Source organism: Nakamurella sp. (assembly GCF_044224575.1).
Classification (GTDB): Bacteria; Actinomycetota; Actinomycetes; order Mycobacteriales; family Nakamurellaceae; genus Nakamurella.
In genome coordinates, this window is sequence record NZ_JBGAKE010000023.1 from 1 (window position 1) to 13,747 (window position 13,747).

A 13,747-nucleotide genomic window follows, 5' to 3' on the forward strand; every position below is an offset into this window, starting at 1 on the left:
AGTTGTAGGAACCCCAGGTCTGCTTGCGCAGCGGGGCGAGGTCCTCGTTGGTGAGCCGGTCGTCGTAACCGGGCTTGATCACCCCGGCGCCGGCCGGGTGGCCGCCGCGGTGACGACCACCAGCAGCGAGAAGACCAGGAAGTTGACCGGCAGGCCCAGGAAGTTGCCCTTCTTGACCGCCTTGAATGACTTGCCGTACCGGGCGAAGTCGCCGTAGTTCAGCATCGGCCCGGAGAAGTAGGAGACGACGAGGGCGATTGCCGACAGCAGCACCGGAATGACGGCCCACCCGGTCAGCGTCAGGCCGCCCTCGGCCAGGTTGAAGTCGATGTTGTCCCACCCGGCGGCGGCGACCAGGTAGATGGCCAGGGCGAACATCACGACGTACACGGCCGGTCCGCAGAAGTCGATGAACTTGCGGATGGCCTCCATGCCCCGCCAGAAGACGACGGCCTGCGCCACCCACATGATCATGAAGCCGATCCAGCCGAGCAGGGACAGGCCGGCGAAGCCGTACTGCGCGGTCTCGGCGTACGGCGCCAGCCCGGGCCAGAGCTTGATGGCCAGCAACACCAGGGCCACCGAGGCGAGGTAGGTCTGGATGCCGTACCAGGCGACGGCGATCAGGCCGCGGATGATGGCCGGGATATTGGCGCCCAGCACACCGAAGGAGATGCGGGACGCGACCGGGTACGGCGTGCCGGTGGCCTGCGACGGCCGGGCCACCAGGTTGCACAGGAAGTAGACGATGGTGATCCCGACGAGCAGCGCCACCAGCACCTGCCAGGCGGCCAGGCCCAGGGCGAAGAGACTGCCGGCGGTGACGTACCCGCCGACGCTGTGCACATCGGACATCCAGAAGGCGAAGAAGTTGTAGGAACCCCAGGTCTGCTTGCGCAGCGGGGCGAGGTCCTCGTTGGTGAGCCGGTCGTCGTAACCGGGCTTGATCACCCCGGCGCCGGCCGGGTGCTCGGGGGTGATGTCATGCATGGACAGATGGTGGTGCTCTGGGGAACCGGGCGCACCCGGGGCGGGGCTGGCGGTCACCTGCTTGTCGGTCATGCTTGCTGCTCCTACCGATCGACATCTGGGCCGGGCACGGCTACGGGCTCGGTGGCGGGGGAAACACCGGGAAGGACATCGACACAGCGCGCGATGTGTCTGCCGATTTGCCGATGGCCGTCCGGATTGGCCACCAGGGGAACTTCTGGCAAATTCGATGGGAACAGCATCCAACGCCGGTTCCGGCGAAGCAAGATATATCGCAGCTGGACGCCGATATATCTCGGACCGTCGTCGCCGGCGACGGGTGGTTGGCCGGCACAACTGCTCTGACGTGCCGAAATACTGAGTGCCAGCGCGGTACGAGGTCGAAGATCACAGTCCGGCGATCATCGCCGGCCGGCCGCGACAGCCCGAAAGGTCGGGATACGAGAATACCGAAATGCCGTCGAAACAATGGCGCAACAATGCCGTCCGGGAATGAGCCGGTCAGCTCGCATGGCTGGCCCGGACCGACTCGAAAACGGAAAGGTAGGCCGGGCCATTGCTCTCCGCACCGGCATGATGCCCGCCGGGAATCGGGGCGATCCGGACGTCCAGCCCCAGGTCCCGGGCCAGATCGCGCAGGGTCTTCTCGGCGGCGCCCACCCGGACCACCCGGTCGTCCGCGGCCACCTCGGGGCGGAAATAGACGATGCGCGCGCCGGGACCGAGATCGGCGGCCACGGCGCCGATGTCCATCCGCCGGATGACGCCGTACTGGTCCTTGACGAGCTGGGTCGACACGCCCGGGCCGGCGATCTTCTCGCGCCAGACCTGATCGACCTTGTAGGTCAGGTCGGGCCAGCGGACGTCCAGGAACGGGAACACACCGGTCGACCACTGCGGTTGTTGCCCCAGCACCTCCGCGAGCATCCGCACCCCGACGCCGCCGTCGGTGTGCAGCGCCTCGGACAGCGCCGTCACCGCGTCCGCCCGGGTGCGCCCCACGTCGCGGACGTCGGTGGCACCGAGCGGGGTGCAGTCCAGGTAGATGACGCCCAGGCGTGGCGAGGTCGGCCGGTCGGCGCCCGCGGCCGGCGCGGACGGGGTCGTCCAGCGGGCGAACCCGGTGGGTGCACGGGGGTTCCCCGAGCGCTCGGCGCGGACCTGGGCAGGCAGCGGGCGGGTGTCCGGACGGAGCCCGGCCGGCCGGAGGTCGGCGTTCCCGGCGGGCTCCGGGTGGGGCTCCGAACGCATCCGCTGCAGGTGCGCGGCCAGCCGGAGCGCGACGTCGCCGCCCATGCTGCTGCCGAAGAAGTCGACCCGGTCGGGCCGTACCCGGTCGACCAGCCCGAAGAACTTGTCATCGACGTCGTTGTCGCTGATGCCGTTTCCGTAGACAAGGCTGAATACCCGGGCGTGATCGGCGGACAGGGCGGGCATCAGGGCCAGTGCCGGGCCGGTGCCGCTCTTGCGATTGAGCCCGCCGGTGACCACGACGATCGTGCCGCCGGTCGAATCGGGATCGGCCGGGACGGGTCCGACCTCCACGAACTGCGCGCCGCTGCTCGGCCAGAAGAACCGGTCGGCGACGTACTGGTCCACCCGCAGCAGTCCCCACAGGCAGCAGAAGAAGAGCCCGACGGCGGCCGGCGGGAGCCACCATGCGCGACGCCAGCGCGCCCGACGCCGGGCCCGCTCGTCGCGGATTCTCGCGCGGACCGTCGGTGAGTCGTAGTCGGCGGACGGTGGCGGAGGCAACGCGGGGAGGGTGACGATCCCGCCCGTCGGGGCCTGCGATGCCGCGCGCACGCCACCTCCTTGACCATCTCTTTACCTTTGAGACAGTGTGCCCTCCATCTACGGGCCCGAAACAGGCCCGGTCGGCGATCTCGCTCTCCCGACGGGCGTGACCACCCCATCGAGTCCGGCACACTGTAGGGCGGCGTCGCACCGCGGGCCGCGGCTCCTGCGGCCGGGGGATTGCGCGGCGACCGATGCCGGGATCGTCGGCAAGGTTGCGTTTGAGAGGAATGGCCTGAAGTGCCCGAATTTATCTACACCATGAAGAAGGCCCGCAAGGCCGTGGGCGACAAGGTCATCCTCGATGACGTCACGATGTCGTTCTACCCGGGCGCGAAGATCGGCGTGGTCGGCCCGAACGGCGCCGGCAAGTCGACGATCCTGCGCATCATGGCCGGGCTGGACACCCCCAGCAACGGCGAGGCGTTCCTCACCCCGGGCTTCAGCGTCGGCATGCTGCAGCAGGAACCGCCACTGGATGAGTCCAAGACGGTCCTGGAGAACATCCAGTCCGCGTTCGGCGAGCTGAACCTGAAACTGGCCAGGTACGAGGAGGTCGCCAAGCTCGCGGAGACCGACTACGAGAACGAGAAGCTCATGGCCGAGATGGGCGAGCTGATCGAGGAGATCGACCACGCCGGCGGCTGGGACCTGGAGGCCAAGCTCGACCAGGCGATGGACGCGCTGCGCTGCCCGCCCGGCGACTCCGCGGTGGACTTCCTCTCCGGTGGTGAACGGCGCCGGGTCGCGCTCTGCAAGCTGCTGCTGCAGGCCCCCGACCTGCTGTTGCTCGACGAGCCCACCAACCATCTGGACGCCGAGTCGGTGCTCTGGCTCGAGCAGTTCCTGTCCTCCTACGAGGGGGCGGTGCTGGCCGTCACCCACGACCGGTACTTCCTGGACAACGTCGCGCAGTGGATCGCCGAGGTGGACCGCGGCCGGCTGATCCCGTACGAGGGCAACTACTCCACCTACCTGGAGAAGAAGGGCGAGCGGCTGCAGGTGGAGGGCCGCAAGGACGCCAAGCTGGCCAAGCGCCTGAAGGAGGAGCTGGCCTGGGTCCGGTCCGGGGCCAAGGCCCGGCAGGCCAAGTCCCGCGCCCGCCTGCAGCGGTACGAGGAAATGGCGGCCGAGGCCGAGCGCACCCGCAAGCTCGACTTCGAGGAGATCCAGATCCCGCCGGGCCCGCGGCTGGGCTCGATCGTCGTTGAGGTGGGCAACCTGCGGAAGGGCTTCGACGACCGGGTGCTGATCGACGGGCTGTCGTTCACCCTGCCGCGCAACGGCATCGTCGGCGTCATCGGCCCCAACGGGGTCGGCAAGACCACCCTGTTCAAGACGATCGTCGGGCTGGAAGAGCCGGACGCGGGGACCGTCAAGGTCGGCGACACGGTCAAGCTGTCCTACGTCGACCAGAGCCGCGGTGGCCTGGACCCGAAGAAGAACGTCTGGGAGGTCGTCTCCGACGGGCTGGACTACATCAAGGTCGGCCACGTCGAGATGCCGTCCCGGGCCTACGTGTCCGCCTTCGGGTTCAAGGGGCCGGACCAGCAGAAGCCGTCCGGGGTGCTGTCCGGCGGTGAGCGGAACCGGCTGAACCTGGCGCTGACCCTCAAGGTCGGTGGCAACGTGCTGCTGCTCGACGAGCCGACCAACGACCTGGACGTGGAGACCCTGGGCTCGCTGGAGAACGCGCTGGAGCAGTTCCCCGGCTGCGCCGTGGTCATCTCGCACGATCGCTGGTTCCTGGATCGGACGTGCACGCACATCCTGGCGTGGGAGGGCACCGACGACGACCCGGCCCAGTGGTACTTCTTCGAGGGCAACTTTTCCGACTATGAGAAGAACAAGGTCTCCCGGCTGGGCGCCGACGCGGCCCGGCCGCACCGGGTGACGCACCGCAAGCTCACCCGGGACTGAGCCACTCGGGGACGACCCCGGAAATAGGATCGGCCCCCGGACATGACGAAGGCGCCGCCGGATCGGATCCGGCGGCGCCTTCGTCGGTGTTGCGGTGTTGTCGGTGTTGTCGTGTTCGTCAGCTCGCGAACACGCAGGTGGACTTGGTGCAGCGCCAGCCACGTTCGGTCGGTTCGGTGAACGAGCCGCAGGTCGGGCAGGCGATGGGTGCGCCGATCTTCAGCAGGGCGGTGGCGTGGGCGGAATCGTTGGATCCCACCACGCGGGGTTGGCGTCGGGCAGTGTTATCGGTCATCGGTCGTCTCCGATCGGGTTATCGTTCGCCGGGCGGTGGTAGACGTACCGTGATGGTCGCCGTTGGCCGAGTTGGGTGAAGTCATGCCGAAATCACAGGTTGGGTTGACCGAGGGTGAGCGACTCGTCGGGGTCGGGGTCCCGATCGGCGGGCATGCCACACTGGCCCGGTGAGCGCGCCGGTCCCGTCGACGCCCCCGCCCGGTCGGAGCGATCACCCGGCCCCGCTGGCCGACCTCGGCCCGTTCTTCGCGATCGACCGGCATCCCTCCGGCGCGGCCCCGCCCGCCGGCTGGCGGTCGTTGACCGACCTGACCGGCCCCGGGCCGGCGCTCGATGCGCGTGTGCGGCGGGTGCGCCAGGCCCTGGCGGCGGGCGGTGGGCGATCACCGGATCGGATCGAGCTGCGGGTGGCCGTCTCGGTGGCCCACCTCGGGTTGGTGGCCCGGCTGATCGCGCCGGCGGTCGGTGCGGCCGCCCTCGGCAGCACGCTGCCGCTGACCGCGGCGGGGATGTGGTGGCGGGACGAGCTGGGCGGGCCGTACCCGCTCTCCGTGGCCCGGCCGGGGTCGGGGCCTAGGCCCGAGCCGGTGCCCGCAGCGGCCGGCGGGCACGCCAGCGATGCGTTGCGGCTGCCCGGATCGGCCGTCGAGGCCATCACCGACGCCTGCCTGGCCGCCTACTCGGTCAGCCCCCGGGTGCTGTGGGGCAACGCGGCCTCCGCGGCCGTCAGCGCGGCCGGTCTGGTCGGTGCCGCCCGTCCCGAGCTGGCCGCCGCCGCCCGGGATGCCGCCGACGCCCTGCTGGCCGACCGCCGGGTGGAGGGCGGCGCATTGCGGGCCGGGCCGGGTTTTCGCCGGCGCAGCTGCTGCCTGATCTACCGCCTGGCCGGGTCGACCGCGGCGGTCTGCGGTGACTGCGTGCTCGGCGCGGCCTGAGGGACAGGGGCAAGTCCGCCCGCGCCCGCGAGTGGTCGCCGACCGGCGGCACGAGCCCACGCATGGCTGACCACCGGCCGACGAACGGCGAACGGCGGGGTCGGCCCGCCGGCCGCCGGGTTCAGGACAGGTCGGCGATGTCGTACGTGTCGTCCGCCCAGTGCCGCAGCAGGGTCCGGTCGTGGGACACGGCCAGTACTCCCGTCCCGGCCGAGGCCAGCTCCCGCACCAGGTGGGCGATGGTCGCGGTGGTGGACGGGTCGAGCATGGCGGTTGCCTCGTCGCAGATCAGGTAGCGCGGGTCGAGCGCCACCGCGCGGGCCAGGCAGGCCCGCTGCAGCTGGCCGTCGGACACCTGATGCGGGTACCGGGCGAGTAGATCGTCGGTCAGCCGGAACCGGGCGGCCAGCGCGGCGACGTCCGATCCCGGCCGGGCCCGCCGGCCGCCGCGCAGCGGTTCGGCGATGATCTGCCGCAGGGTCCACCGCGGATCGGTGGCCGCGCGGGGGGACTGGAACACCAGGCCGACCTGCCGCCGCAGCGCGGCCGGGGCGCGGTAGCCCGATCCGGGCACCGCGTCGCCGTCGACGGTGACGGTGCCGCCGGTGCGCGGATGGAGCAGGGCGAGCACTTTGGCCAGGGTCGACTTCCCGCTGCCCGACGGGCCGTGCAGGCCGGTGATCCGGCCCGGCTCGACGGTCAGGTCCACCCCGGCGAGCACGGTGCGCTCGCCGTACCCGGCGACGATCCCCGTGGCGTGCAGCGTCATGACGCCTCCCGGCTCAGGTCGGCGGCCGGGTCGGCCACCGCGCCGGCGCGCCCGGAACCGCAGCTGACCCGCCGATGCGGGCCGGCCGGCTGCAGGGTGAGCACACCGCTGCACGCGCCGCCGGCCCGGCGATGCCACGCGCAGCCGGGCGGCAGATCGGTCAGCGGCGGTGGATCGCCCGGCACCGGCCGGAAGCCGCGTTCGGGCAGGGCGTCCCACAGCGCCCGCGAGTAGTCGTGCAGCGGGTCGGCCAGCACGTCGGCGGCCGGCCCGACCTCGACCAGCCGCGAGGTGACCATGACCGCGATCCGGTCGGCGACGGCCGCCGCGGCCGCGATGTCGTGGGTGATGAGCAGTACCGCCCGGCCGGCCCGGGCCTGGTCGGCCAGCAGGCGCACGACGCGGTCGGAGTTCGCCGGATCCAGACCGGCCGTCGGCTCGTCGCACAGCAGGACGTCGGGTTCGCCGGCCAGGGCCAGTGCCACCAGCACCCGGTGCGCCATCCCGCCGGAGAGCTGGTGCGGGTACAGCTCGCGCACCCGGACCGGTGCCAACCCGACGTCGGCCAGCAGCTGCGCGGTCGGGACCGGGCCGCCGAGGGTGGCCACGGCCTCGTCGAGCAGGGCGCCGACCGTCCGGGTCGGGGTGAGCGAGGTCGCTGCCGACTGCGGCATCAGCCCGATCCGCCGGCCCCGCACCCGCGATGCCAGCTCGTCGTCGGTCAGCGACAGCAGGTCGACCGGCGGGCCGTCGGGCCTGGTCAGCTCGACCCGACCGCGGATCCGGGCGGTCGGCGGGAGCAGCCCGATCAGCGCCGCGGCCAGCACCGACTTGCCGCAGCCGGACTCCCCGGCCAGCAGCGTGACGGTGCCGGCCGGCAGATCCAGGTCGAGATCGGTCACCGCGTGCACCCAGTGGTCGCCGGCCAGCCCGAGCTGCACCGACAGGCCCCGGATCGACACGCCCGCCGCCGGTGAACCCGGGACCGGCGGGCCCGGGCGCGACGCCGCCGTCATCGGACCCCGCCGATACCCAGCTCGGTGTGCCGGTGCGGCAGCATCCGGTCCCGGGCGACCGCAGACAGGCCGGCCGTCGCCGCGGTGGCCACCACCAGGGCCAAGGCCGGGAACAGCAGCATCCACCACTGGCCGATCAGGATCCGGGTGCGCGCGTCCTCCAGCAGGGTGCCCAGGCTGGGCCGGTCCGGGGGTAGACCGACCCCGAGGAACGACAGCGCCGACTCGTGCCAGACCGCGTGCGGCAGCAGCAACGCGATCGCCAGCAGCGCCTGCGGGGCGACCGCCGGCAGCAGGTGGTCGGCCATCACCCGCCACCGGGTGCCGCCGAGGGAGACCGCGGCCAGCACGTAGTCGCGGGTGCGGACGGTCAACGCCTCGGACCGCACGATGCGGGCGACCTGGGTCCAGTGGGTCAGCGCGATCGAGGCGATGACGGCGAGGATCGCGCCCTTCCACATCGACGCGATCACGATGCCCAGCAGCAGGTGCGGGATCGCATTGAGCGCGTCGACGGCGCGCATCAGCACCCGGTCGACCCACCCGCCGAACGCCGCCGCTGCCAACCCGATCAGGCAGCCGAGCACGGTGGCCACGACCGCACACAGGATCGCGATGAGCAACGAGACGCGCATGCCCTGGGCCACCCGGACCAGCAGATCCCGCCCCGACTGATCGGTGCCGAACCAGTGCGCCGCCGACGGGCCCTGGTTGGCCGCGGCCAGGTCCGTCAGCCGGGGATCGACGTCGGCGACCCACGGCACGATCAGCGCGAACCCGAGCAGGGCCAGCAAGGTGCCCGCGCACACCGGCAGCACCCAGGTGCGGCGACCACCGGGGATGCGGGCCGGCCGCCAGGTGACCGCGGCCCGCCAGCGGGGCGGCGGCACCCCGCGCGCCGCCGACCCCGGTCCCGCGCCGACCCGCGAACCGGGGGCGGTCGTGATGGCGGTCGTGGCCCCGGTTGCGCTGTCGGTCGGGCTGCCGGTGGTGGTGTCACTGCTCATCGGCGCTCACTCGCGGATCGGCCAGGGTGTAGGCAATGTCGGCCAGCATGTTGCCGATCAGCACCAGCAGGGTGGTCAGGGTGGTGAGCGCGGCGAGCAGGGCGAAGTCCATCGTCCGGGCCGATGACACGGTGGCCGCAGCGATTCCCGGCCAGGAGAACACCACCTCGATCAGGGTGGCGCCGACCACCAGCTCGGGCAGCCGGACGCCGATCACCGACAGGAACGGCAGCAGCGCACCGGGCAGCGCGTGCCGGCGGATGACCGTGCGGTGCGGCAGCCCGCGGGCCCGGGCGGTCTGCACGTGATCGGCCGACAGCGCGGCCAGCATCGACTGGCGGACGTTGAGCAGCAGCCACGGCACCTGGGAGATCGCCAGCACGCTCGCCGGCAGGACCAGGTGTCGAGCCACCTGGCCGACCGAGACGGCGGCGGTCGCGTCGGTGGCCCCGGCGGCCGGCAGAATCGGCCAGGTCAGCGCGAACAGCAGGATGGCGCCCAGGCCGAGCACGAACGTCGGGATGCCCTGCAGGACGTAGGCCAGCGGGATCAGGGTCCGGTCGACCAGCCCGCCGGGCCGGGCCGCCGAGCGCACCCCGGCTCCGATGGCGATGGCCACCGCGAGCGCCAGGGCGGTGCCGGCAAGCAGCAGCGTCCACGGCAGCCGCTGGCCGATCACAGTCGCCACCGGCTGGCCGTAGGAGCGCGACGTGCCCAGGTCGGCGTGCAGGCCGGCGGTGAACCAGTCCCACCACCAGTAGATCCACGGCCGGTTCAGCCCGAGTTGCTCACGCAGCACCTCGGCCTGGTCGACGCCGACGGTCAGGTACCGGTCACCGAGGTAGCCGGCCAACGGGTCGAACGGCGAAGCCGCGGCCAGCGCGAAGACCCCCATCGACACCAGAACGGTGATCGGCACGGCGATCAGCAGGCGACGCACCGCCAGCCGGCCGGCGGCCGCCCATCGTCCCCGCCGGCTGATCGGTGAGGCCTCCAGAGCCTCGTCGTCGGCGGCGATCACGCGGGGGTCACGGATGCGGTCCGGTGCTCACGCCGGGGTCCAGTCGGTGATGTTCCACCAGGGGCCCCAGGACAGGACGCCGTGCGCGTGCGGCTCCAGGATCGGCGTCGTGCCGGTCCAGCCGGTGTCCTTACGCGTGACGTAGACGTGGTCGATGAAGGCCAGCACGACGAACGCCGGGTCGGCCACGTACGCCTGCTGCACCTGCCGGTACAGCTGCGCGCGAGCCGCGGGGTCGAGCGTGTTGCGACCCTGGGCCAGCAGCGCGTCGACGGTGGGATCGACGTACTGGCCCGGGTTGTCGTAGGAACCCGGCTGGCCCGCAAAGGTCGAGGAGAGCATCCGGTACAGGTTGCTGTCCGGGTCGTACGGGGTGTCGCCGCCGCCCCAGATGACCGCGTCCGTGCCCAGCCGGGGCTGGATGTCGTCCCAGGAGCCCAGGCCGTCGAGCCGGACGGAGATGCCGATCGTGAGCGCGTCGCCGGCGAACGCGGTGGCCAGGTCCCGGCGCAACGTCTCCGGCGCGTAGTACATCAGCGTGAACTCGGCCCGCTGCCCGTCCTTGACCCGGATGCCGTCCGGGCCGGGGACCCAGCCGGCCTGGTCGAGAATCGTGCGGGCGGCGTCCGGGTCGTAGGTGAACTCCGCCGCCGGGTCGTAATAGGTGCTGAAAATGGGGGAGAAGGGCGTGCTTGCGGCGATGCCGTGCCCGGCCAGCACGGTCTGCACGATGGCGGTGCGGTCGACGGCCCGGTTCAGCGCCTGGCGCACCGCCGGGTCGCCGGCGACCGGGTCCTTCGCGGGCAGCACCACCGATCGCCAGTCCGCGGACGGATTCGAGATGACCGTGAAGCCGGCCGATTCGGGGAAGCCGGCGGCCAACTGCGGCGGGATGACCGTGCCGTCGAAGTCGCCGGCCAGCATCCGCTGCACCCGGGTGTTGTCGTCGGTGACGTTGACGATGGTGATCTCGCGGACCGGCACGGGTCCACCCCAGTACCCGTCGAACGCCTGCAGCACCGTGCGATCCGGCCCGGTGGAGACCAGCCGGTAGGGCCCGGTGCCGATCGGGGCTGTATTGAGCGGTGATTGCTCGACCGGGACGACCGGCTGCAACGCCGCCGCGGGCGCGATGCCCATCAGCAGCTTGGACGGGAATGCCGCGTACGGCTCGTTGAGGTCGAACACGACCGTCCGGTCGTCGGTGGCCTCGACCCGCTCGAGCATGTCGTACATCGACGCGACCGGCGCCGCGGCGGCCGGGTCGATCGCGGTCGTGTATGTGGCGGCCACGTCGGCCGCGGTCAGCGGTGACCCGTCGTGGAACGTGACCCCCTCCCGCAGGGTGACCGTCCACCGGGTGGCATCGCCGTTGGCCTGGGGCAGCGCCGTGGCCAGGTTCGGCACGAACGTCGGCTCGCCGCCGTCGGCCGGCGCCAGCCGCAGCAGCCCGTCGTAGACCTTCGAGGTGTAGTCCGCGTCGCCGTTCAGCGGATTCCAGGTTGCGGTGTCGTACCCGTCGGACAGGACGAGCGAGGTCTTGGCCGCCGAGCCGCCGCCCGACCCCGAGGTGCTCGAGGAGGTGGCGTCCGGGTTGGCACACCCGGCGAGCAGTACGGCAGCCGTCAGGGTGCCCGTGATCCGGGCCGCCCGGCGGCGGATCGGAAACGGTCGGCGAGTCAGGGTTTCCACGGTGCTCCCTCGGAATCGAGGTGGTTCGCGGTCGGGTAGATGTCGGAGCATATGGGCCGATGATCCATTGGGGAAGGACGGGGAGGGGAGGGGATTCGCGAGGCCGAAGCCTGACCGAACGACCAGGGTGCGGCTGGTGGCGGTGCGCTGTGCCGGTCACGACGATCGGAGCCATGGGCACGATGCATGCGATTCGCATATAGTCGGACGATGGAATCAGAGCTGGAACCGGCCATCAACGAGTGGCATGCCGGCGTGAACGCCGGCGACCTACGCCGCGCGAAAGCGGCTGTCGGTGATCCGGTCGTCGTCCTCGGGCCGAAGGGCGCGGGACCGATCTCGCCGGACCAGTTCGCCGACTGGGTCGAGCGGTCCGGCATCCGGCTGGTGCCGCGCTCGTGGCACCCGATCAGCGAGCGGCTGATGGTGGTCGAGCACGACGCGACGTGGCCGGAGAACCGGACGCCGACCCGGGTGGCCATAGTGTTCCGCGTCGCCGGCGGGAAGGTGACGGCGGCGCTGCGGCTGCCGGATCTGCGGTCCGCGCTCGACCTGGCGTACCTGTGTCGGGAAATGGCCGCGACCGAATGAACGACTCCGGACCGGGCCAGCTCCTGTTCGGTTTCGTGCGGCACTGGTCGCGTCGTTCGCGATCGGCCGACGCCTCCGTCGCCGAGCAAGGACGGCTCGTCCTGGCCACGGAGGCCGTGGCGGCCCTGGCCGGCCGCGGGGAGCCGGCGACGGTGAACGCGGTGGCGGACGAGATCGGTATCGATCAGAGTGGCGCGTCGCGTCTGATCACGAGCGCGGTCGCCGCGGGCTACCTGACGATGACGACGTCCCCGTCGGACGGACGCCGGCGCCCGGCCGCCGTGACCTCCGCCGGGCGCGCCGTTCTCGGGCAGGCGCACGCCTGGCAGGAACGGAAATTCGACGAGTTGACCGCCGGGTGGAGCCAGCAGCGCCGCGACGAGTTCCAACGCGCGATGACCGATCTCATGGTCCGGTCCTACGAGATCGATGGATGAGGCACCGAAGCGCCGTCGATGCTCCTGGGTCGCCGCATTGCCTCCGGGACACCCCTCCGGTGCTCGATGGTGGCCTCGCGCGCTACGGCCAACTAGGGTCGGCCGATGCGCCTGGTCTCGATGCTGCCGTCGGCCACCGAGATCGTCTACGCGCTCGGCCTGGGGGACGACCTGGTCGGGGTCACCTTCGAGTGCGACGAGCCGGCGGCCGCGCGCTCCGAGAAGACGATCGTGGTCGGCGGTCGGGACACCCGTGAGCTGACCCCGGGTGAGATCGATGCCTACGTGCGGGAGCGAATGGCCGCCGGCGAGGACCTGTACACCTTGCACGCCGGGGCTCTCGCCGCGCTGGACCCCGATCTGATCATCACCCAGGATCTGTGCCAGGTCTGCGCGTTGCCGTCGGGACAGGTCGACGACGCGCTGGCCTACCTGGGCTGCCGCGCCGACGTCGTGTCGCTCGACCCACGCAGCCTCGACGACGTGCTGGCCACGATCACCGAGGTCGGCGGGCGGACCGGAACCGGCGACCGGGCGGCGCGGCTGGTCGCCGGTCTGCGCGGGCGGCTGGCCGCGGTGGCGGCGGCGGTCGCCGGCCGCCCGCGCCCGCGGGTTGCGGTGGTGGAATGGGTCGACCCGCCGTTCACCGCCGGGCACTGGGTGCCCGACCTGGTCCACGCGGCCGGCGGGATCGCGGTCTCGGCCCGCCCGGGACGGCCGAGCGAGCCGACCAGCTGGGCCGAGATCGCCGCCGAGCGACCGGATGTGGTGGTCGTGGCGCCCTGCGGGTTCCACCTGGACGGGGCCACCGAGCAGGCCAGTCTGGTCGCGCATCGATTCCCCGACCGGCCGGTGTGGGCCATCGACGGGGACGCGCTCGTCGTCCGCCCGGGTCCGCGACTGGTGGACGGGGTCGAGGCGCTGGCCGCGATCCTGCACCCCGGCGCCGTCCCGGTCGTGCCCGGCCGCAGCTTGCGCATCGGCTGACCGCGGTCGCACCGGCGAGCATGGCGACCGGCGGCGCGCAAGGACGTACGGGCCGGTCACAGGTTGCCCCCGGACGAGAAGTCTCACCCCGACCTGCGCAAACCTAGGTCGGCGCGACGGTCAAGGCATAGGCTCGGTCCGCAGACAGGTCGCATTGGAGCGCCCCGGCCGGGTGCGCACGTGTGTCCGGAATACTGGGAGAGCACAGCCATGACTCGGTGCGGCCGATGACACAGACGCAATCGCGCCCGCTTGTCCACCCGACCACGAGCGGGCCACATCCGGGTG

12 protein-coding genes and 1 pseudogene are annotated in these 13,747 nt (G+C 71.9%); 5 read left to right on the top strand and 8 right to left on the bottom strand.

Translation table 11 applies throughout. The features are described 5' to 3' along the window. Nucleotides 1-81: 81 nt before the first annotated feature. Both ACILSK_RS20520 and ACILSK_RS20525 read right to left on the bottom strand, forming a co-directional pair. A pseudogene (locus tag ACILSK_RS20520) lies at nucleotides 82-990 on the bottom strand (cytosine permease); the annotation flags it as partial. A 501-nt stretch (nucleotides 991-1,491) separates the two neighbouring features. Continuing rightward, the gene (locus ACILSK_RS20525) at nucleotides 1,492-2,796 is read right to left on the bottom strand and encodes a hypothetical protein (RefSeq protein ID WP_395729046.1); all 1,305 of its coding nucleotides are present in this window, start codon (nucleotides 2,794-2,796) and stop codon (nucleotides 1,492-1,494) included. Between the two features lie 231 nt (nucleotides 2,797-3,027). On the opposite strand from ACILSK_RS20525, the gene ettA reads away from it, so the two are divergent. Then, nucleotides 3,028-4,707 (top strand): energy-dependent translational throttle protein EttA, encoded by a 1,680-nt coding sequence (gene ettA, locus ACILSK_RS20530; protein WP_395729047.1) that lies wholly within the window; start codon nucleotides 3,028-3,030, stop codon nucleotides 4,705-4,707. A gap of 118 nt (nucleotides 4,708-4,825) precedes the next feature. Here ettA and ACILSK_RS20535 read toward each other — a convergent pair whose 3' ends face one another. Beyond that, a complete protein-coding gene (locus ACILSK_RS20535) occupies nucleotides 4,826-5,002 on the bottom strand; it encodes a hypothetical protein (RefSeq protein ID WP_395729048.1) in 177 nt (58 codons plus the stop codon). Nucleotides 5,003-5,228: 226 nt separating this feature from the next. Here ACILSK_RS20535 and ACILSK_RS20540 point away from each other — a divergent pair, with 226 nt between their 5' ends. Continuing rightward, nucleotides 5,229-5,939, top strand: a complete 711-nt coding sequence (locus ACILSK_RS20540; RefSeq protein ID WP_395729115.1) for a (2Fe-2S)-binding protein — start codon at nucleotides 5,229-5,231, stop codon at nucleotides 5,937-5,939. 121 nt (nucleotides 5,940-6,060) lie between these two features. On the opposite strand, the gene ACILSK_RS20545 is transcribed toward ACILSK_RS20540, so the two are convergent. The 5 genes from ACILSK_RS20545 to ACILSK_RS20565 are packed head-to-tail and all read right to left on the bottom strand — an operon-like array spanning nucleotide 6,061 to nucleotide 11,444. Further along, complete coding sequence (locus ACILSK_RS20545; protein WP_395729049.1) at nucleotides 6,061-6,708, bottom strand: ABC transporter ATP-binding protein; 648 nt, start codon at nucleotides 6,706-6,708, stop codon at nucleotides 6,061-6,063. Continuing rightward, the gene (locus ACILSK_RS20550; protein WP_395729050.1) at nucleotides 6,705-7,670 is read right to left on the bottom strand and encodes an ATP-binding cassette domain-containing protein; all 966 of its coding nucleotides are present in this window, start codon (nucleotides 7,668-7,670) and stop codon (nucleotides 6,705-6,707) included. The genes ACILSK_RS20545 and ACILSK_RS20550 overlap by 4 nt, the downstream gene beginning before the upstream one ends. Before the next feature lie 50 nt (nucleotides 7,671-7,720). Then, nucleotides 7,721-8,731: an ABC transporter permease gene (locus tag ACILSK_RS20555; RefSeq protein ID WP_395729051.1), complete on the bottom strand. Its 1,011-nt coding sequence runs from the start codon at nucleotides 8,729-8,731 to the stop codon at nucleotides 7,721-7,723. After that, complete coding sequence (locus tag ACILSK_RS20560; RefSeq protein ID WP_395729052.1) at nucleotides 8,721-9,752, bottom strand: ABC transporter permease; 1,032 nt, start codon at nucleotides 9,750-9,752, stop codon at nucleotides 8,721-8,723. Before ACILSK_RS20560 ends, ACILSK_RS20555 begins: the two co-directional genes overlap by 11 nt. Nucleotides 9,753-9,779: 27 nt before the next feature. Beyond that, a complete protein-coding gene (locus ACILSK_RS20565; RefSeq protein ID WP_395729053.1) occupies nucleotides 9,780-11,444 on the bottom strand; it encodes an ABC transporter substrate-binding protein in 1,665 nt (554 codons plus the stop codon). A gap of 210 nt (nucleotides 11,445-11,654) precedes the next feature. Here ACILSK_RS20565 and ACILSK_RS20570 point away from each other — a divergent pair, with 210 nt between their 5' ends. From ACILSK_RS20570 to ACILSK_RS20580, 3 genes are all read left to right on the top strand, one after another. After that, nucleotides 11,655-12,035, top strand: a complete 381-nt coding sequence (locus ACILSK_RS20570) for a hypothetical protein (protein WP_395729054.1) — start codon at nucleotides 11,655-11,657, stop codon at nucleotides 12,033-12,035. Continuing rightward, nucleotides 12,032-12,472 (top strand): MarR family winged helix-turn-helix transcriptional regulator, encoded by a 441-nt coding sequence (locus tag ACILSK_RS20575; RefSeq protein WP_395729055.1) that lies wholly within the window; start codon nucleotides 12,032-12,034, stop codon nucleotides 12,470-12,472. The genes ACILSK_RS20570 and ACILSK_RS20575 overlap by 4 nt, the downstream gene beginning before the upstream one ends. A gap of 105 nt (nucleotides 12,473-12,577) precedes the next feature. Next, the gene (locus ACILSK_RS20580) at nucleotides 12,578-13,459 is read left to right on the top strand and encodes an ABC transporter substrate-binding protein (RefSeq protein ID WP_395729056.1); all 882 of its coding nucleotides are present in this window, start codon (nucleotides 12,578-12,580) and stop codon (nucleotides 13,457-13,459) included. Nucleotides 13,460-13,747 lie beyond the last annotated feature (288 nt).